This is a genomic window from Plantibacter flavus (assembly GCF_900177615.1).
Lineage (GTDB): Bacteria > Actinomycetota > Actinomycetes > Actinomycetales > Microbacteriaceae > Plantibacter > Plantibacter flavus.
In genome coordinates this window covers 194,670-213,784 of sequence record NZ_FXAP01000001.1, presented here as the reverse complement: position 1 = coordinate 213,784, position 19,115 = coordinate 194,670, and the positions used below count along the sequence as shown (strand labels likewise).

At 68.7% G+C, this 19,115-nt stretch carries 15 protein-coding genes; 4 read left to right on the top strand and 11 right to left on the bottom strand.

The features are described from left to right. Positions 1 to 120 precede the first annotated feature (120 nt). Entirely contained in the window at positions 121 to 921 is an 801-nt protein-coding gene (locus tag B9Y95_RS00990; protein ID WP_085510273.1) for an oxygenase MpaB family protein, read from the top strand. A gap of 104 nt (positions 922 to 1,025) precedes the next feature. After that, entirely contained in the window at positions 1,026 to 2,600 is a 1,575-nt protein-coding gene (locus B9Y95_RS00985) for a thioester domain-containing protein (protein WP_085510272.1), read from the top strand. Here B9Y95_RS00985 and B9Y95_RS00980 read toward each other — a convergent pair. The 3 genes from B9Y95_RS00980 to B9Y95_RS00970 all read right to left on the bottom strand — a co-directional run bounded on the left by B9Y95_RS00980 (position 2,527) and on the right by B9Y95_RS00970 (position 7,154). Then, a complete protein-coding gene (locus tag B9Y95_RS00980; RefSeq protein WP_085510271.1) occupies positions 2,527 to 3,522 on the bottom strand; it encodes an SseB family protein in 996 nt (331 codons plus the stop codon). The genes B9Y95_RS00985 and B9Y95_RS00980 overlap by 74 nt on opposite strands. Positions 3,523 to 3,592: 70 nt before the next feature. Then, a complete protein-coding gene (locus B9Y95_RS00975; protein WP_079705283.1) occupies positions 3,593 to 6,061 on the bottom strand; it encodes an ATP-dependent helicase in 2,469 nt (822 codons plus the stop codon). A 13-nt stretch (positions 6,062 to 6,074) separates the two neighbouring features. Continuing rightward, positions 6,075 to 7,154 carry a glycerophosphodiester phosphodiesterase family protein gene (locus B9Y95_RS00970; RefSeq protein WP_123539789.1) on the bottom strand — a complete coding sequence of 360 codons (1,080 nt, stop codon included), beginning with the start codon at positions 7,152 to 7,154 and terminating at the stop codon, positions 6,075 to 6,077. Between the two features lie 194 nt (positions 7,155 to 7,348). On the opposite strand from B9Y95_RS00970, the gene B9Y95_RS00965 reads away from it, so the two are divergent. Continuing rightward, the gene (locus tag B9Y95_RS00965) at positions 7,349 to 8,206 is read left to right on the top strand and encodes a Bax inhibitor-1/YccA family protein (protein WP_064296659.1); all 858 of its coding nucleotides are present in this window, start codon (positions 7,349 to 7,351) and stop codon (positions 8,204 to 8,206) included. 230 nt (positions 8,207 to 8,436) lie between these two features. Here B9Y95_RS00965 and guaA read toward each other — a convergent pair whose 3' ends face one another. The 7 genes from guaA to B9Y95_RS00930 form a co-directional block, all read right to left on the bottom strand. After that, a complete protein-coding gene (gene guaA / locus B9Y95_RS00960) occupies positions 8,437 to 10,041 on the bottom strand; it encodes a glutamine-hydrolyzing GMP synthase (protein WP_085510270.1) in 1,605 nt (534 codons plus the stop codon). Beyond that, on the bottom strand, positions 10,038 to 10,481 hold the full coding sequence (locus B9Y95_RS00955; protein WP_056778703.1) for a DUF3817 domain-containing protein: 444 nt from the start codon (positions 10,479 to 10,481) through the stop codon (positions 10,038 to 10,040). Before B9Y95_RS00955 ends, guaA begins: the two co-directional genes overlap by 4 nt. Before the next feature lie 37 nt (positions 10,482 to 10,518). Further along, positions 10,519 to 11,295, bottom strand: a complete 777-nt coding sequence (locus B9Y95_RS00950; RefSeq protein WP_085510269.1) for an SURF1 family protein — start codon at positions 11,293 to 11,295, stop codon at positions 10,519 to 10,521. A 64-nt stretch (positions 11,296 to 11,359) separates the two neighbouring features. After that, positions 11,360 to 12,736 (bottom strand): cation:proton antiporter, encoded by a 1,377-nt coding sequence (locus B9Y95_RS00945; RefSeq protein ID WP_085510268.1) that lies wholly within the window; start codon positions 12,734 to 12,736, stop codon positions 11,360 to 11,362. Between the two features lie 2 nt (positions 12,737 to 12,738). After that, the gene (locus tag B9Y95_RS00940; RefSeq protein ID WP_056008027.1) at positions 12,739 to 13,266 is read right to left on the bottom strand and encodes a cation:proton antiporter regulatory subunit; all 528 of its coding nucleotides are present in this window, start codon (positions 13,264 to 13,266) and stop codon (positions 12,739 to 12,741) included. A 109-nt stretch (positions 13,267 to 13,375) separates the two neighbouring features. After that, positions 13,376 to 15,109 carry a glycerol-3-phosphate dehydrogenase/oxidase gene (locus tag B9Y95_RS00935; RefSeq protein ID WP_085510267.1) on the bottom strand — a complete coding sequence of 578 codons (1,734 nt, stop codon included), beginning with the start codon at positions 15,107 to 15,109 and terminating at the stop codon, positions 13,376 to 13,378. 140 nt (positions 15,110 to 15,249) lie between these two features. Then, entirely contained in the window at positions 15,250 to 16,368 is a 1,119-nt protein-coding gene (locus B9Y95_RS00930; protein WP_085510266.1) for a GuaB3 family IMP dehydrogenase-related protein, read from the bottom strand. Between the two features lie 140 nt (positions 16,369 to 16,508). Here B9Y95_RS00930 and B9Y95_RS00925 point away from each other — a divergent pair, with 140 nt between their 5' ends. Continuing rightward, the gene (locus B9Y95_RS00925; RefSeq protein ID WP_133059996.1) at positions 16,509 to 17,054 is read left to right on the top strand and encodes a hypothetical protein; all 546 of its coding nucleotides are present in this window, start codon (positions 16,509 to 16,511) and stop codon (positions 17,052 to 17,054) included. A gap of 279 nt (positions 17,055 to 17,333) precedes the next feature. Here B9Y95_RS00925 and guaB read toward each other — a convergent pair whose 3' ends face one another. Continuing rightward, the gene (guaB, locus tag B9Y95_RS00920) at positions 17,334 to 18,836 is read right to left on the bottom strand and encodes an IMP dehydrogenase (protein WP_085510265.1); all 1,503 of its coding nucleotides are present in this window, start codon (positions 18,834 to 18,836) and stop codon (positions 17,334 to 17,336) included. Positions 18,837 to 19,115 lie beyond the last annotated feature (279 nt).

Genomic DNA, 19,115 nt, shown 5'->3' with positions numbered 1-19,115 from the left:
GTCGTGGCGATTTTCGGCCGCGCGTTATCTCGGCGGCGAGAGAAAAAGGGCCAGTGACGACTCTACCCCCAGCGCTGCGCCGCAACCGGACGTTCACAGTGAACGACTAAGGTCGGGTCCATGACCGGCATGGCGGACCTCGCTCGCGAGGGCATCCTCGTCGCTGGCGCCGGACGGGCCATCCTGCTCCAGATCGCGGACCCCTCGGTCGCCGCCGGGGTGGCGCGGCACAGCGACTTCGGTTCCCGTCCGCTCGACCGGCTGCACGCCACCCTCACCTTCGTCTACGCGCTCGCCCTCGGCACGCCGGACGAGCAGCGCAGCGCGGCCCGGCGGGTGAACCACGCCCATGCGCCGGTCCGTGCGTTGCCGGGCGAGGCCGCTCCCGGGTACTCGGCGTTCGACCACGACGCGCAACTCTGGGTCGCGGCCACGCTGTACGACACCGCCGTCCAGGTCTACGAGCTCGTGTCCGGTCCGCTCGACGAGGAGTCGCGGGAGCGCCTGCACCGTGAGTACGCGATCGTGGGGACGAGCCTGCAGCTCCCGCCCGACCGTTGGCCTCCGACCCGGGCCGCGTTCGACGAGTACTTCGTAGCCCGGGTCGCGGGACTCCACGTCACCGCGGAGGCGCGCCGCGTCTCGGTCGAACTCCTGACCGCGCGCGCGGCACCGTTCCCCGTCCGGTGCCTGCTCCCGCTCGTCCGGCTCGTGACGGCGGGACTGCTGCCCGGCGGCTTGCGGAGCGCCTACGGGTTCCGCTGGACGCCGCGGCAGCAGCGTCGCTTCGCGCGGCGGGTCGCCGTCGCGCGGGCCGTCTGGCCGCGTCTTCCGCATCGACTCCGTGCGGCACCCTCCGCCTGGTACCTCCGGGCGATGCGAGAGCGGGATCGCGCGGAGGCGGCCCGCCACCTCGGCTGACGTCGTTCCAGCACCACCCTCCACAGCCCGCTGGCGAAGCCGTCCCGTCCACATTCGGATCCTCGCCCGGCTGTTCGAGGTGCCGCGGTTCGCACGATGGGGGCATGACAACACACCACCTCCCCCAGACCGGCCGCCTCCACGGCGGCAGACCGCGGATCCTCCGGCTCCTGGCGGCCGTCCCGATCCTGCTGACGCTCGCCCTCGGCATCGTCCTCGGCGACGCCACCGCATCCTCCGCACTGACCGCGACCGGCGCCGCGTACGGCCACCGCGACGCATCGAACGGCCGCTGGCTCGGCTCGTGGGCCTTCGACGACGGGACGGTCGGATTCTGCATCAACCTCGACCTCCCGATCCCGCCGGGTCACGCCTACGAGCACGTCGACGGATCATCGCTCGGATGGTTCACCCCGGAGGACGCCGCCCGCCTGGCCTACCTCTCGCGGCACTGGGGCGCCAGCCAGGACGCCGACGAGGCGGCCGCGGGCCAGCTCGCCACCTGGATCATCACCGGCCTGAACGGATGGACGCCGGCGCAGATCGCCGCTCGGGCAGGAGCGAGCGCCGACCGCGTGCTCTCCCTGGCCCATCAGATGCTCGCCGAGGCCGACGGACCCGGCGGTGCGAGTCGGGGAGCGAGCGCGACCATGACCATCGAACGCGGCGAGGACGGATTCGACCTCGTCCGAACGGAACTCGCCGTCGACTTCATCTCCTCCGGCGTCACCACCCTGCCGCCGGGCACCCACACCGGCATGGTCACCCTCGACGGCGCGACCTTCGAGGACGGCAGGTCCGAACGGGCCGTCGGGAACGGTGAGAGCCTGCGGATCCTGCCGAGCACCGATGCCGCGGTCGTGGCCTTCTCAGCGAACGCCACCTTCGGCGAGCTGCCTTACGGGGCCGGCCTCACGATCGCTCGAAGCGCGGCCAACGTGCAGAGTGTCCTCATCGCCCGCCCCATCACGGTCGCCGCCGGGGCGAGCGCCGACCGCGAGCGCCCCACACCACTCCCCTTCCAACCGGTCGTCGTCACCACCACATCGCATGCGACGGCGACACCGGGAACCGAGATCAGCGACCGGCTGTCCGTCGGCATCGCGACCGGCACCGGGCTCGCCGCGGAATGGGGCCTGATCGGGCCGGAGGGTGGACCGTACACGCCGATCCCGGTGACCGTCCGCAGCCAGCTGCTCGGTCCGTTCGCGGAGCGCCCGGTCGAGGCACCGGAGGTCCCGCTCGGAGCACCGGTGGTCTGCGAGGTCGAGACGCTCGTTGATGCCGGCCCCGGCGAGTACACGACGCCGTCCTGCGTCCTCCCCGAGGACGGCTACTTCGTCTGGGTCGAGCGCATCGAGCCGAGCGACACCCTGCCGGAGAACGGCGGGACGATGATCCGCCCCTGGCGATCCGCCTTCGGGGTCGCGTCGGAGATCACACTCGCCTCGACGCCGACCGTGCCCGAAGCACGCCTCGCCGAGACCGGCGCCGACGACCGCTCCCTGCTCCTGGCCGGCTCTGCGGCGATCGGAGCGCTCACGCTCGGCGGCATCCTGCTCGCCCTCCGCGGGCGGATCACTCCGAGTGGTGCGGGTGCGGCGCTCAGCGCACGCCGAGGAGGGGTCCGAGCTGGGCGCGGTCGACGTCCAGCCACGGCGCCGCAGGGTTCACGATGATCCCGGTGATGCCCTCGTCGCTGCGGAGCGCGGCCGCGAGTTCCGCTGCGGTGACCGGGTACGCGTCATCCCCTCGTCCCAGTGCGGCGATCTCGATGGGCGAGGTGAAGACCTCCAGCAGTCGACGGTCGCCGAGGCGGGTCTCCGCGATGCCGACGGTCTTGCGAGTGCCGTCCTCGTCGACCTCGGCGCGACCGGCTACGAACCCACCGTGCGCGGCGAGTGCCGCCACCAGCTGCTGGAGGGCGTCGGCGTCGCGAGGCTGGGCGAGCGCCTGCTTGGCGAGGTCGTTGTTCCGGCCATCCCCGAACAGACGCACGATCAGCGTCTTCGGGACGACCGCACTCGCCTTGCCGTCGGCGGGGTTCAGGACGATGCCGGCGTACCCGTCGCCGGTCGCCTGACGCAGCGCCCACACCGCGTCCACCGCGACCCCGGAGACGGGGCCCTCGGCAGTCCGCGTCTTCTCGAGCTCGCGAGGCGAGGTGAAGGCGAGAAGGTAGACGGCACCCTCCGGGTCGCGGTGGACGCCGAGCGGGACGCGTCCCGCGGCCTTGTCCTCCTCTGAGACACCGTCAAGGCTCGTGGACAGCAGGAGCTTGCCCTGGATGCTCTGGCGCAGGACGTGCATCATCGCGCGCTCGTCACCGCCTTCGGCCAGCGCCGTGAGCGCCTGCGCGAGGTCGACGTTGGAATCAGGCTCGACAGGCGCAGGCGCCGGGGCCGGCGCCGCAGCAGGCACGGAGACAGGCGCCTCCGGCGTCCGAGCGGCTGCGTTGACCGTCGTGACCGAGATCGACACCTGCGGCACGGTTTCCGGGGCTTCGGCGGCCGGATCCACCTCATCCTCAGGCGCCGAAGTCTCGGCCTCCACGGCTGCAGATCGGGCATCGGACGCGTTGCGCTTGGAGAACAGACCCATGATGCATCAGCCTAGATGCTGGATTCCGCTCAGGGAACCGGCCGGACCGACGGTGCGCGCCCCAGCGCAGTCAGTCGAGCTTCTCGATGGGTGCGATCTTGATCAGCAGCTTCTTCGCTCCGGCTGACTCGAACTGGACATGGGCGATGCGCTTCGCGCCTTCACCGGTCACCGCGTTCACCCGACCTGGTCCGAAGTCCGCGTGGGAGATGCGGTCGCCGGGGACGAGCTCGAGGTCGCCGTTGTCGCGGACCTTCGCCGTGATGCGGTTGGCCCAGGCCGTCTCCGGCTTGCTCGAACCGCCGGAGAACCGAGTATCGCCCGCGGAGGCGCCCTCAGGGAGCGAGCGGACCGACCAGCGGTCGCTCGAGGGGGCACGGCGGGCGTTCAGGGCGCGCGACTGCGTGCCACCACGACCGTTGACGTTGCCAGGCGACTGACGCCACTCGATCAGTTCCGCCGGGATCTCCTGCAGGTAGCGGCTGGGCATGGCGACGGCCGTCTCGCCGTACTGGGCACGCGTCATCGCCAGCGAGAGGTACAGACGCTTGCGGGCACGGGTGATGCCGACGTAGAACAGGCGTCGCTCCTCGGCCGGGCCGCCAGGCTCGTTCGCCGACATCCGGTGCGGGAGCAGGTCCTCCTCGATGCCCGTCAGGAAGACCGCGTCGTACTCGAGGCCCTTCGCCGTGTGCAGGGTCATGAGCGACACGCTGCCCGTCGCGTCGTCGAGGTCGTCGGCCGCGGCGACGAGCGAGACCTCGGTCAGGAAGTCGACGATGCCGCCGTCGGGGTTGTTCTTGGCGAACTCCTTGGTGACGGCGATGAGCTCGTCGACGTTCTCGGCGCGTGCCTCATCCTGCGGGTCACGGCTGTTGCGCAGCGAGTCGAGATAGCCGCTCTTCGTCATGAGGAGCGACAGGACGTCGCCGACCGCGGTGGCGGACGCCGTCGGGCGGTCGGCCGCAGCCGCATCGTCGAGCGCGGCCTGCGCTTCGTCGAGGAGCGCCGACAGCTGCAGGATCGCGCTCGTGACCTTCGGCCCGAGCCCGAGGGCGTCGGCGCGCCGCATGGCCTCGCGGAAGGTGACGCCGTTGTTCTCGGCGAAGCTCGCGAGCGCCGTCTCCGTCGCCGGTCCGATGCCACGCTTGGGCGTGTTCAGGATGCGTCGCAGCGCCATGATGTCGGCCGGGTTCGCGACCGACACGAGGTAGGCGAGGGCGTCCTTGATCTCGGCGCGTTCGTAGAACTTGGTGCCGCCCATGATCCGGTATGGCAGGGCCGCACGGATGAAGATCTCTTCGAGCGCACGCGTCTGGGCGTTCGTCCGGTAGAACACCGCGATGTCGCTGTAGGCAGTGCCCGCGTTCCGGAGCTTCTCGATCTCGTCGGCGATGAACTGCGCCTCATCGTGGCCGGAGTACCCCGTGAAGCCGACGATCTTCTCCCCGTCGCCGACGGCCGTCCAGAGCTTCTTGTCCTTGCGGTCGAAGTTGTTGGAGATGACCGCGTTCGCCGCCGAGAGGATGTTCTGCGTGGAGCGGTAGTTCTGCTCGAGCAGCACCACCTTGGCACCCGGGAAGTCGCGCTCGAACTCGGTGATGTTCCGGATGTCGGCCCCGCGGAAGGCGTAGATCGACTGGTCCGAGTCGCCGACGACGGTGAGCGAGGCACCCTCGGTGCGAGTGGTGGCGAGCTGATCCGTGCCGGCCTCAGGCGCGCGGGTGAGCTCCCGGATGAGCGAGTACTGGGCGTGGTTGGTGTCCTGGTACTCGTCGACGAGGATGTGGCGGAACCGCTGCTGGTACTGCGCGGCGACATGCGGGAACGCCCGGAAGAGGAACACCGTCTGGCTGATGAGGTCGTCGAAGTCGAAGGCGTTCGCGTCGGCCAGTGCGCGCGTGTACTTCCGGAAGACCTGCAGGAACACGAGTTCCTGCGGGTCGTTCGTGTTGATCGTGCGGGAGTACGACTCGACGTCCGACAGCTCGTTCTTGAGCTTCGAGATCTTCGCCGAGGTGTTCGACGGCGTGAAGCCGTATGCGTCGGCCTCGAGCTCCTTGATGATCCGCTTCAACAGGGCACGTTGGTCGCCGCTGTCGTAGATCGTGAAGTTCTTGGTGAAGCCGAAGTGCTCGGCCTCGCGGCGGAGGATGCGGACGCAGGCGGAGTGGAAGGTGGAGATCCACATGCCCTGCGCGGCCTGGCCGACGAGCGCCTGCACCCGCTCGCGCATCTCGGCGGCGGCCTTGTTGGTGAACGTGATCGCCAGGATCTGGCTCGGCCAGGCCTCCCGCTGCTCGAGCAGCAGCGCAACGCGGCGGGTGAGCACACTCGTCTTGCCGGACCCGGCACCGGCGACGATGAGCAGGGCCTGGCCCCGGTACTCCACCGCGATCCGTTGCTGGGGGTTGAGCCCCTCCAGCAGCCGGCTCCCGCCGGCACGCTCGTCGGAGGACGACTCGGGAACGGTTGCCGTGGGCCAGCCGACGATCACCGGTTGCACGGCGTCGGCGTTCGAAGAAGGAGAGCTCGCCATATCGCCTGCAAGTCTAGGCGCTGCCTCCGACATCGCTCGGCCGAGCAGCGCCGTCGCGGTGATCCGCACGGTCGCCGGCCGCCGACCGTGCGGCGACGCCGAGGTCGGCCTGGTCGACGAAGCAGCCGTCGACCCCCGAGGAGAGCACCAGGACGAACTCCTCGAGCCATCGACCGACCGCCGCTGGATCAGCCCCGTCCCGGAAGGGTGGCGCGAGGAACCGGTTCTCAGGGCGGAGGGTCCAGGTGTAGACGCGCAGGCCCGCCGCGTGGGCGCGCTCCACGAGGTCCGTCGGCCGGGCGCCGCCGTCGTCGCCCAGGTCGATGAGCATCGCCTTGTCCACGCTGATGGCGTCGACCTCGAGGGCGAGCGCAGCAAGTCCGGCATCGGTCATCGCATCGGCGTAGGACGGGGCCGCATCCCCCAGCCGGGCGACGAGATCGCTCGGCCTGCCGGACCGCTCGATGAGGTACACGAACTCCGCCTGCACCCGACGGGCCTGCAACGCCGTGAGGACCGACTGCTCGAACGATTCGATGATGAGCGGTTCGGCATCGGGTTCGGTGCCGAAGCCCAGGGCGGCGAGCTCCTCGGCCAGGAGCCGGTCGAGCGGGAGGCCGATCGACGCGAAGTAGTCGGCGTGCTTCACCTCGGCCACGATGCCGACGGGTCGTCGGTGCGCTCCGGCCGCGCTGCGCACGACCGCGACGAGGTCGGCGAACCGCAGGATGCCCTCGGTGCCGTCGAATCCCGCACTCACCATCCGTACCTCGGGGATCCGCTCACGTGCAGTCAGGGTCGACAGCTCGGCCCAGGTGAAGTCCTCGGTGAACCACCCGGTCAGCTCGTGGCCGTCGACGCGCTTCGTCGTCCGTCGGTCGGCGAACTCCGGTCGGGCGGCGACGTCGGTCGTCCCGGAGATCTCGTTCTCGTGTCGGACCACGAGGACGCCGTCTTTCGACGCCACGAGATCGGGCTCGACGGCGTCCGCTCCCAGCGCGACGGCCAGGCGATAGGAGGACTCGGTGTGTTCCGGGCGGTAACCGGGAGCCCCGCGGTGTCCGATGACGAGCGGGTTGGGCAGGGAGTCGATGCGCACGCCATCAGCCTAGGACGACGCTCCGACGTGCGCGCAGGGTGCCGGCTGTCAGCCCGCCGCGAACATCCGCGGTGGTTCCGGCTTTTCCACGCGCGACCCGGCGGATTCAAAGGGAACTCGGATACTCTGGGTGTCAGCAGCGCCGCTTGGCGCGACACAGCCTCCACGACTGAGAGTAGGAATCAGCCATGGCCCTCGACAATCCCGCGTTCTCGAAGAACCCGGCATTCGCGAAGCAGGGAGGCGGGACGCTGCAGGCAGCTCAAGCAGCGAACCCCTCGCTGACCGCCGAACAGCTCCGCAAGATGTACGAACAGCCCACCGCACCGGCGGGCGTCGGCACCGCCGACCGCATGACGATCGAGAACACGCTCGTCAAGACGCTCGGCTCGTTCGCCGTCCTCGTCGTGTTCGCCGTCATCTCCTGGATGTGGACGACCTCTCTCCTGCAGGCAGGCAGCGGCTACGCCCTCCCCATGATCATCGGCATGATCGGTGGCCTCGGCCTCGGTCTCGTCAACTCCTTCAAGAAGGAGCCGGTCCCGGCGCTCATCCTCGGGTACGCCGTCTTCCAGGGACTCTTCGTCGGCGGCATCTCGCGCGTCTTCGAGGCGAACCCGGCCTGGTCGGGCGTCGTCGTCCAGGCGGTCCTCGCGACCCTCGCCGTCGTCGGCGTGACACTCGCGCTCTTCGCGAGCGGCAAGGTCCGTGCCTCCAAGAAGCTGACGAAGGTCTTCCTCGTCGCCATCATCGGCTACGGCGTCTTCCAGCTCCTCAACCTCGTGCTCATGTTCACGGGCGTGCTGAACAACCCGTTCGGCCTCTACGGCGCGACGATCTTCGGCATCCCGCTCGGGATCGTCATCGGTATCTTCGCGGTGCTGATGGGTGCGTACTCGCTGGTGCTCGACTTCGACTTCATCCAGCGCGGCGTGCAGAACCGCGCACCCGCCAAGTACGGCTGGACCGGCGCCTTCGGCATCATGGTCACGGTCATCTGGATCTACGTCGAGATCCTGCGTCTGCTGGCCATCTCCCGCAACTAGGAGCCCACGCACTGCAAGGCCCGTCCCGTTCGCGGGGCGGGCCTTCGTCGTTCGAGGGACCGTCCGGTCGAGGCACTCCCCTTCGACAGGCTCAGGGACCGAACCCCTCGCACGCGGGCACCATCCCCGGTCCCTGATTCACCCACCGCGGTCCCTGAGCTTGTCGAAGGGCGCGGACGACGAAAGGCCGCCCCGCGAACGGGACGGCCTTCCGATGACTCAGGGAGCGATCACTCCCACTCGATGGTCCCCGGTGGCTTCGACGTGACGTCGAGCACGACGCGGTTGACGTCCTTCACCTCGTTGGTGATGCGGTTGCTGATGCGCGCGAGGACGTCGTACGGCAGGCGGGTCCAGTCGGCGGTCATGGCGTCTTCGGACGACACCGGTCGCAGCACGATCGGGTGGCCGTAGGTGCGGCCGTCGCCTTGGACGCCCACGGAACGGACGTCCGCCAGCAGGACCACGGGGCACTGCCAGATCTCCTGGTCGAGCCCCGCAGCGGTCAATTCCTCGCGGACGATCGCGTCGGCGTCGCGGAGGAGGTCGAGACGCTCGGCCGTGACCTCACCGACGATGCGGATACCGAGTCCGGGACCGGGGAACGGCTGACGGCCGACGATCTCCTCCGGGAGGCCCAGCTCGCGGCCGATCGCCCGGACCTCGTCCTTGAACAGGGTGCGAAGGGGCTCGACGAGTTCGAACTGGAGGTCTTCCGGCAGGCCGCCGACGTTGTGGTGGCTCTTGATGTTGGCCGTACCGGATCCGCCACCGGACTCGACGACGTCGGGGTACAGCGTGCCCTGGACGAGGAAGCGGATGGGCTCACCCTCGCTCTGGGCCTCCTTGACGAGGTCGATCTCGGCCTGTTCGAAGGACCGGATGAACTCGCGGCCGATGATCTTGCGCTTCTGCTCCGGGTCGCTGACGCCGGCGAGCGCAGACATGAACTGCTCGCGGGCGTCGACCGTGACCAGCCGTACGCCGGTCGAGGCGACGAAGTCCTCCTCGACCTGGCGTCGCTCGTCCTTCCGGAGCAGGCCGTGGTCGACGAAGATGCAGACGAGCTGGTCGCCGACGGCCTTGTGCACGAGCGCCGCGGCGACGGCCGAGTCGACTCCGCCGGAGAGGCCACAGATGACCTTGGCGTCGCCCACCTGGGCGCGGATGCGGTCGACCTGTTCGGCGATGACGTTGCCGCTGTTCCAGTCGGCCGGGATACCCGCCGCCCGGTGGAGGAAGTTCTCGAGCACCTGCTGACCGTAAGCGGAGTGCTTGACCTCAGGGTGCCACTGGACGCCGTAGAGGCCGCGTTCCGCGTTCGCGAAGGCGGCGACCGGGGTCGAGGCGGTCGAGGCGAGGACCTCGAAGCCCTCGGGGGCCTTCGAGACGGAGTCGCCGTGGCTCATCCAGACGTTCTGCTCGGTCGGGACGCCGTGCAGGAGGGTTCCCGGGACGTCGACGACACTGGTCGCGTCGGTGGCGCCGTACTCCCGGAGACCGGTGTGCGCGACTTCTCCACCGAGCTGCTTGGCCATGACCTGGAAGCCGTAGCAGATGCCGAACGTCGGGACGCCGAGCTCGAGGATGCCCTCGTCGAGCGACGGAGCGCCCGGCTCGTACACGCTGGACGGACCACCGGACAGCACGATCCCGACGGGGTTCTTGGCGGCGACCTCGGCGGCGGACACGGTGTGCGGCACGATCTCGGAGTACACGCCGGCTTCGCGGACGCGACGCGCGATCAGCTGCGCGTACTGCGCACCGAAGTCGACGACGAGGACCGGTCGGGCGGCGGTCTGCTCCGCTGCGGCGGCGGGGGTGGTTTCACTCACTGCATGGACTCCACGGGTTCGGCGGCCGCTGCTGCTTCGCGGCCGGAGAGGTAGCCCTTCACTTCCCGCGGGATGCGGCTCTCGAAGAAGAAGGACAGGAACGGGATGATGCCGCCGAGCGCGAGCCAGAGCAGACGCAGGACGTTCCACCGCATGAGGCTCCAGAGCCGGAACGCGGCGAACAGGTACACGACGTAGAACCAGCCGTGGATGATGAGGATGCCCGTGCTGAGGTTGACCGCGGTGGCGGTGCCGGAGGGCACGAAGGCGAGGAAGCCGTAAGCACCGCCGAGCTCGAGCTCGAGGCCGAACGCGTACTTCATGAGCATCTCGGCGCAGAGCGACAGGAGCAGCACACCGGTGATGGGGGCGGCCACCTGGTAGAACTTCAGCGCGCCTCGGATCGCGGGAAACGTCGACGGTTTCGGCTGGAGGGGCATGCCCCCATCTTACCCGCGGCCGCCAGGCGACCGGACATCACGGACGGAGCGCTGCGGCCTCCTCCTCGGCGTCCTCGAGCTCCTCGATCTCGCGCTCCCAGGCGTCCTTGGCGAGCCGGAACCAGAGGAACACGGCGAAGCACGCGAAGACGACCCACTCGGCCGCGTAGAAGATGTTCAACCAGTTGAGCTGGATCTCCTGGCTGGGCGCGGGTGACGAGATGGGCTCGAGTCCGTCGACGGCCACGTCGTCCACGACGAAGGCGCTGAACACCCGCAGGCCGTCGGCGTCGTTCCACCGGTTCAGCAGTGCGGCGACCGACATGTTGTCGAGGTCGGTCGGTGCCGCGTCCGCTGCCGGCTCCTCCGGGCCCTCCGGCGGGTTCAGTCGCCCTTCGAGCTCGACGGCGCCGGTGGGGGCGTCCGCGTTCAGGGCCTCCGCGACGCGGTCGGCGGTCTCGCGGTCCTTCGTCCAGCCGAGCGCGACGGCGAGACCGGCCTGGTCCGGGCGGTCGGTCGCCAGGTGGCCCGTCACCCAGTACCCGAGCGTGCCGTCGTTCACCCGGTCGCCCACCACGAGGTAGTCCTCCGGCACCCACATGCCCGAGACGCTCACCCGCTGGCCGGCGTCCGCCTCCCGGATGCCGACACCCGGCTCGAGGACGTCCGCGAGCGGCCGGACCGACTCGGTCTCGGTCGGCACCACCTGCCCGGATTCGATGGCGCGTGCGAGCTGCCACTGCCCCAGCGCGGCGAACGCGCCGGCGACGGCGAGACAGAGGACGAGGACGCCGATCCACCGGGGACGCAACATGACGGAGCGGAGCGTCGGACGGACCTGTCCGTGGTTGTCGGGGCCTGGTGCCGACGGGGCGGTGCTAGTAATCGGGCTCTCGCTTTCGTGCTGGTGGTTCCTGGTCGTTCATCGCCTGTTCGACGAGTCGGTCGATGGCCGCTTGATCGGTGTCGACGGGCGTCGTGTCCTGGTCGTCGCCCGCACCCTCGACGAGCGCGATGGCCTCCTCCGCCGTCGTGTCGACCTGCTCCACTCGACGCGCCTTCCGGCGACGCGGACGCAGGATGACGGCACCGATCTGCTCGGACCGACCGGCGACGATCGGGCCCATCACAGCCATGATGAGCACGTATAGCCCGGCGAACGGTTGGATGAGCGGATTGAGACCGGCGCTCAGCGAGAGCGTCGCGAGGATGAGGGCGAACTCGCCGCGATTCTGCAGGATGACCGCGGCGTTGATCCCTGCCTGCGGCCCGAGTCCGTTGAGCCAGGCGACGAACTGACCCGCCAGGACGTTGAGGACCACCGTCATGAGGACGGCGAGGAGCACCGGGACGAGGACGCTGCCGAACTTCGTCGCGTCGAGCGCGAGGCCGAAGTTCAGGAAGAAGAACGCACCGAACACATCGCGGAGCGGGATCGCGATCTGCTCGATCTTGTTGCGGAACCGAGTGGCTCCGAGGACCAGACCGATGAGGAACGCGCCGATCGCGTCCGTGACCCCGAGGAGCTCGCCGATACCGCCGAACGCGACCGCGAGACCGAAGAACAGGATCGTGAAGAGCTCGTCGTCCTTGGTGCGGAACAGCCGCGACACGAACCGCCCGCCGAACCGCGCGATCGCGAACATCACGAGGATGAACGTGAAGGCGATCGCGAGCTTGCCGATGACCGGCCACACCTCGGTCTCGCCGCTCAGGACGACACCGACGATGGCGAGGTAGATCGCGATGAAGATGTCCTCCACCACGGTGACGCCCAGGATCATCGGCGTCTCGTCGTTCGTCAGCCGCTTGAGCTCGATGAGGAGCTTCGTGACGATGGCGCTCGAGCTCGTCGCCGTGATACCGGCGATGATGAGCGCCTCCCGCGTGCCCCACCCGACCAGGAACCCGAACACCAGCCCGGCGGCCATGTTGACGAGGATGTAGGAGCCGCCGGAAACGATGAGCTTTCCGGCGTTACCGAAGAACTCGTCCTGATCGAACTCCAGGCCGAGGTTGAACAGCAGGAGCACGAGGCCGAAGACGGCGATGAGTTCGATCTGCGCGCTGGCGAAGTCGAGCGGGAACCAGCCCGTGTACGGACTCGCGAGCAGGCCGACGAGCATGTAGACGGGGATCGACGGGAGACCGATCAGCTTGCCGAGGCGGCCGAGGATGTAGGCGATGACGAACAGGACGCCGAGGATGAGCAGATCCTGGCCGAGATGGGGGTTGTCGGTCGCGGCGTGCAGCATGCCTACCCTCCGGGCGGAGCGTCGACGGCGACCTTCTTGACGGCGCCCGAACGGAAGTAGGCGAAGGCCTTGGCGACCTTCTCGGGGCTGCCCGCGACGACGAGGGTGTCTCCCGGGAAGACCCGGAAGTCCGCCGCAGGGGCCGGGTTGGCGGAGTCGCCGCGCACGACGGCGACGACGGTCAGCCCGACCATGCCCTTCTCGGCGGGGTTGCCGAGCGGCTGCCCGGCGATGTGGTCTTCGTAGTCGACGGTGAACCAGTCGATGCTGAGGCCGGGGATCTGATCGAGCGCGCTGAGCGACTCGGTGATCTGCGTGCCACCGAGGAGTTCGGCCAGCGTGTGCGCCTCGTCCTCGTTGAGCCGGAGCGACACCTTACCGGCATCGGCGCCGTCCTCGTGGTCGGCGAAGGTGATGAGGTCGCTGTGGCCGGACCGGTGGGCGATGACGCCGACCTTGCCGCCGTCGTCCGTGACGAAGGTGTGGAGCACACCGACCCCGGGAAGTTTGACCCGCCGAACATCCACCATGGCTGTACTCCTCAGGCTTGTTGTGGCAGTCCTCCTAGTCTATCCGCCACATCTGGCCCGCCCGCCCGAGGCGCCCGCAGCCGTTCCGCTGCGGGCGATCACCGCCGGTTCAGGCCCCTGGAACGATGTCCGGGGCCTCCAGGCGCACGCGGTCGGCGGCCTCGTCGTTCGGCTGCTCCTGCGAAGCCCGCTCCGCGGCGACGCGCTTCAGGTAGTAGGAGACCTCCTTCTCGATGCGCTCTTCGTCCCACCCGAGGACCCCACCCATGAGCTTCGCCGCGACCGGGGCGGCCGAGACACCGCGGTCCCAGGCCTCGATGGAGATGCGGGTCCGACGGGCGAGGACGTCGTCGAGGTGGAGGGCACCCTCGTGGGAGGCCGCGTAGACGACCTCCGCCCCGATGTAGTCGTCCGCCCCCGGCAGCGCTTCGGCGAGCGTCGGGTCCTCCTTGATGAGGTCGAGCAGTTCGTCCGTCAGCACGCCGTAGCGGTTCAGCAGGTGCTCGATGCGAGCCGTGTGCACCCCGAAGGCCCGCGCGATCTTGCCACGCTTGTTCCAGGCCGCCTGGTATCCCTCGGCTCCGAGCAGTGCGATGTTCTCCGTCGCGCTGGCCGGGATCTTGCCGTCGAGTGCGTCCACCGCGGCGTCGATCGCGTCCTTCGCCATGACCCGGTAGGTCGTCCACTTGCCGCCGGCGATGACCACGAGACCGGGCACGGAGTGTGCGACCAGGTGCTCGCGAGAGAGCTTCGACGTCTGCTCCGACTCGCCGGCCAGCAGCGGACGGAGGCCGGCGTAGACGCCCTCGACGTCCTCCCGGGTCAGCGGCACGGCCAGGATCGTGTTGACGTGGTCGAGCAGGTAGTCGATGTCGGCCGCCGTCGCCGCCGGGTGCGCCTTGTCGAGGTGCCAGTCCGTGTCGGTCGTGCCGATGAGCCAGTGCCGGCCCCACGGGATGACGAAGAGGACGCTCTTCTCCGTGCGGAGCAGGAGGCCCATGTTCGACTGGAAGCGGTCGCGCGGGACGACGAGGTGGATGCCCTTCGACGCCCGGACCTTGAACTGGCCCCGCTCCCCCACCATCGACTGCGTGTCGTCGGTCCACACCCCGGTCGCGTTGACGACCTGCTTGGCGCGGATCTCGAAGCGCTCGTCGGTCTGCAGGTCGTGCGCCTTGACGCCCACGACGCGCTGGCCGACCTTGACGAACCCCTCGACCCGTACGCGGCTCGCGACGTGCGCGCCGTAGGCCGACGCCGTCCGCGCGAGTGACGAGACGTACCGGGCGTCGTCGACCTGGGCGTCGTAGTAGGTGAGTCCGCCGACGAACGCGTCGGACTTCAGGCTCGGGATCGAGGTCAGGACCTGACGCTTGGACAGGTGGCGGTGGTGCGGGACGCCGGGTGGACGGCCACCGCTCCAGCTGAAGAGGTCGTAGAGCAGCATGCCGGCGCCGATGTAGAGGCGCTCGAAGACCGGCTTGTTGAGCGGGTACAGGAACCGGACCGGCTTCACCAGGTGCGGCGCGATGCGCTGCAGCAGCAACCCGCGCTCGATGAGCGCCTCCCGGACGAGTCGGAAGTCGAGTTGTTCGAGGTAGCGGATACCGCCGTGCACGAGCTTCGAGGACCGGCTCGAGGTGCCGCTCGCCCAGTCACGCGCCTCGAGCAGACCGGTGCTCAGACCGCGCGTGACGGCGTCGAGCGCAGCACCGGTGCCCACGATCCCACCACCGACGACGAGGATGTCGAGTTCTTTCGACTTCAACGCTTCGATCGCGGCGTCGCGCTCCTCCATCCCCAGCTTGGTGGAACGTGACACGTTGTTGTGGGTGGTGGCCATCGTCGAACTCCGCTCGCTGGAACCGCCCTCGCGATGATCCTGCCGGAGGCAGGTGCTCGTCCGCGAGGCTCTGCCTCAGAGGCTAGTCGGCCCGATGCGACCCGACAACCGCTTGCGGAAGCGGCTCGCTTCCGGCAGGGCTAGGCGCCCTGGTACGGCGCGACGACGACCTCGACCCGCTGGAACTCCTTGAGGTCGGAGTAGCCGGTGGTGGCCATCGAGCGACGGAGCGCGCCGATGAGGTTGGCCGTGCCGTCCGACTTCGGCGACGGGCCGTAGAGGATCTCCTCGAGGGTCGCGACGGTGCCGACCTCGACCCGGCGACCGCGCGGCAGGTGCAGGTGGTGCGCCTCGGCACCCCAGTGCCAGCCACCGCCGGGTGCGTCCGTCGCGCGAGCCAATGCGGTCCCGAGCATGACGGCGTCGGCACCCATCGCGACGGCCTTGACGATGTCGCCCGAGGTCCCGAGACCGCCGTCGGCGATGACGTGCACATAGCGGCCGCCGGACTCGTCGAGGTAGTCGCGACGCGCACCGGCGACGTCGGCCACGGCGGTCGCCATCGGGGCGTGGATGCCGAGCGAGGCCCGCGTGGTGGAGGCGGCACCGCCGCCGAAGCCGACGAGGACGCCGGCAGCCCCGGTCCGCATGAGGTGCAGGGCCGCGGTGTAGGTGGCCGCGCCGCCGACGATCACGGGGACGTCGAGTTCGTAGATGAACTTCTTGAGGTTGAGCGGCTCCTGGTTCTTGGAGACGTGCTCGGCGGACACGGTGGTGCCGCGGATGACGAAGAGGTCGACCCCTGCGGCGACGACCGTCTCGTAGAGCTCCTGCGTGCGCTGCGGCGAGAGGGCGGCGGCGACGGTGACACCGGCCGCGCGGATCTCGGCGAGCCGGGCCGTGACGAGTTCGGGTTTGATGGGCTCGGAGTAGATCTCCTGCATGCGCACGGTCGCGCGGCCGACCGGCAACGACCGGATCTCGGCGAGCAGCGGCTCGGGGTCTTCGTACCGCGTCCAGAGGCCCTCGAGGTCGAGGACGCCGACGCCGCCGAGCTGGCCCATCATGATCGCGGTCGTCGGCGAGACGACGGAGTCCATCGGTGCCGCGAGCACCGGGATCTCGAACTGGTAGGCGTCGATCGACCAGGACACCGAGACGTCCTGTGGGTCGCGGGTCCGCCGCGACGGGACGACGGCGATGTCGTCGAACGCGTAGGCGCGCCGTGCGCGCTTTGACCGGCCGATCTCAATATCCATGCTCACCGCACCAGCCTACCGGTCGCTTGGTGGACGAACACCGGATCCCGTCAACACTCTGGACGTTTGATTCTAAAATATCTATATTAACGACCAGGTTCGCACCGCGGCGCACCAATCAGAGAAGGGGATACCAAGTCATGCTCACCACTTCACGGGCCTTCAGTCTCGGAACAATCCTGGCGGTCGTCGTCGCTCTCGCTGCGCCGGCAACAGCCAACGCTGCTCCTCCACCTGTTACCGCGACGCCCCTGAGCACATCAGCTCAGCCCGAGATCACTCCCGAACAGCTTCGACTGGCCGTCGAGGAGTTGAAGGCAGCACAAGTCCCGTTCACCACACAGCAGGTAGGTGAGGACACGATCGAGACATTCGTATTCGAGAACGGGTTCAGCTTCTCGGTGGGACAAGGCCCTTCCGACACGCGTCTCGGCGGAGGGCAGGACTCCGGTGGGATCTATGTCCTGTTCAATGCCTTCGACCAAGGCCTCATCATCGGTGGAGGCGCGATGGCCCTTCAAGGAGCGTTGTGCCTCCTCCCAGGGGTCGGCGCCGCGCTGTGCGTCGTCTTCGGAGCCATCCTCTTGGTCGCATCCACCGCTCTCGCGACGAACGGCATCTGCCAAGGAGGACGAGAGATGAAGATCTACATCGGCGGCAACCAAGGCCGCTGCGTCTACGTATGAGCCCTGAGACCCACAACGTTCCTCCTAAGCGACCTCTACGCGTCCGCCAATCAGTCCTCGCCAGCACCATTGTCGGGATCGTCATCTGTGGCACGACGGCGGTCCGTTTGGGATTCGGCCTCGATGGCTACCTGCTATACGCCCTGTGGATCGGAGGCTTCGCCCTAGTCATGTGGGTGACGCTAACCGCTCTGAACAAGCGTCGGATGCGCTGACCACACCTACGCCGACGATCCGGCAGGCGGAAGCCTGCCGGACCGTCGGTGTTCGTGCGGGTGCCTACTTGCGGTAGTTGGGCGCCTCGACGACGATCTGCACGTCGTGGGGGTGCGACTCCTTGAGGCCCGCCGAGGTGATGCGGACGAACTTGCCCTTGGCCTTCAGCTCGCCGATGTTGCGCGCGCCGACGTAGAACATCGACTGACGCAGCCCGCCGATGAGCTGGTACGCGACGGCCGACACCGGGCCACGGTAGGGCACCTGGCCCTCGATGCCCTCGGGGATCAGCTTGTCGTCGCTCGGGACGTCGGCCTGGAAGTAGCGGTCCTTCGAGTACGAGGTCTTCTCGCCACGCGTCTGCATGGCTCCGAGCGATCCCATACCGCGGTAGTTCTTGAACTGCTTGCCACCCACGAACACGAGGTCGCCGGGGCTCTCGTCGGTGCCGGCGAGGAGCGAGCCGAGCATGACGGTGTCGGCACCCGCGACGAGTGCCTTCGCGATGTCGCCCGAGTACTGCAGACCGCCATCGGCGATGACCGGGACGTTCGCCTCGCGCGCCGCGAGCGACGCTTCGTAGACCGCGGTGACCTGCGGGACACCGACACCCGCGACGACGCGCGTGGTGCAGATGGAACCCGGACCGACGCCGACCTTGATCGCGTCCGCGCCGGCCTCGATGAGCGCCTGCGCGCCGGAGCGGGTCGCGACGTTGCCGCCGATGACGTCGACACCGGCGAACGCCGGGTCGGCCTTGAGCTTGCGGATGATGTCGAGCACACCGGCGCTCTCACCGTTGGCCGTGTCGACCACGATGACGTCGACACCGGCGTCGAGCAGCTGGCCCGCACGGGACCAGGCGTCGCCGAAGAAGCCGATGGCCGCACCGACCCGCAGACGACCGGTGTCGTCCTTCGTGGCCAGCGGGTACTTCTCGCTCTTGTCGAAGTCCTTGACGGTGATGAGGCCCTTGAGCTTGCCCGCCTCGTCGATGAGGGGCAGCTTCTCGATGCGGTGCTGTGCGAGGAGCGCCATCACCGCGTTGCGGTCGGTGCCGACGGGAGCGGTCACGAGACCGGTGCTCGTCATGACCTCGCTGACGCGGGTCGTGGCCTTCTCGAACGGAGACACGAAGCGCATGTCGCGGTTCGTGATGATGCCGACGAGCACACCCTTGTCGTCGACGACCGGGAGGCCCGAGATGCGGAACTGGCCGCACAGCTCGTCGACCTCGGCGACGGTGGCGTCGGCCGTGGTGGTGATCGGGTTCGTGATCATGCCCGACTCGCTCCGCTTCACGCGGTCGACCTGTTCGGCCTGGTCGGAGATCGACAGGTTGCGGTGCAGGACCCCGATGCCGCCCTCACGAGCCATCGCGATCGCCATGCGGGCCTCGGTCACGGTGTCCATCGCGCTCGACAGCAGCGGCGTGTTCACGGTGATCCGCTTCGTCAGGCGGGACGAGGTCTCCGCCTCGCTCGGGATGACGTCGGTGTGCCCGGGCAGCAGCAGCACATCGTCATACGTGAGTCCTACGAATCCGAACGGATCAGGCTGGTCCATTTATCCCTCTCATAGCCACGAACACACCGGAGAAACGCAGACCTGCCGGTATCACCATCGTAACCGAGCAGGGCCTACCCCTATTCCACGATCCCGACAAATCGATGCGGAGAAATACGCATGGGCGAAACATGTAGGCAATAATCAGGTTCTATCGTCGAACAGCGTTGTCCGACGCAGGAGAACGGTCCACGGAAGTGGCCCGGCACTGGAGGTGCAGTGAAGTTCGCTGGAACGACCCGAAACCCGAGACTGGCACGGAGATTCGTGCTCCTCATC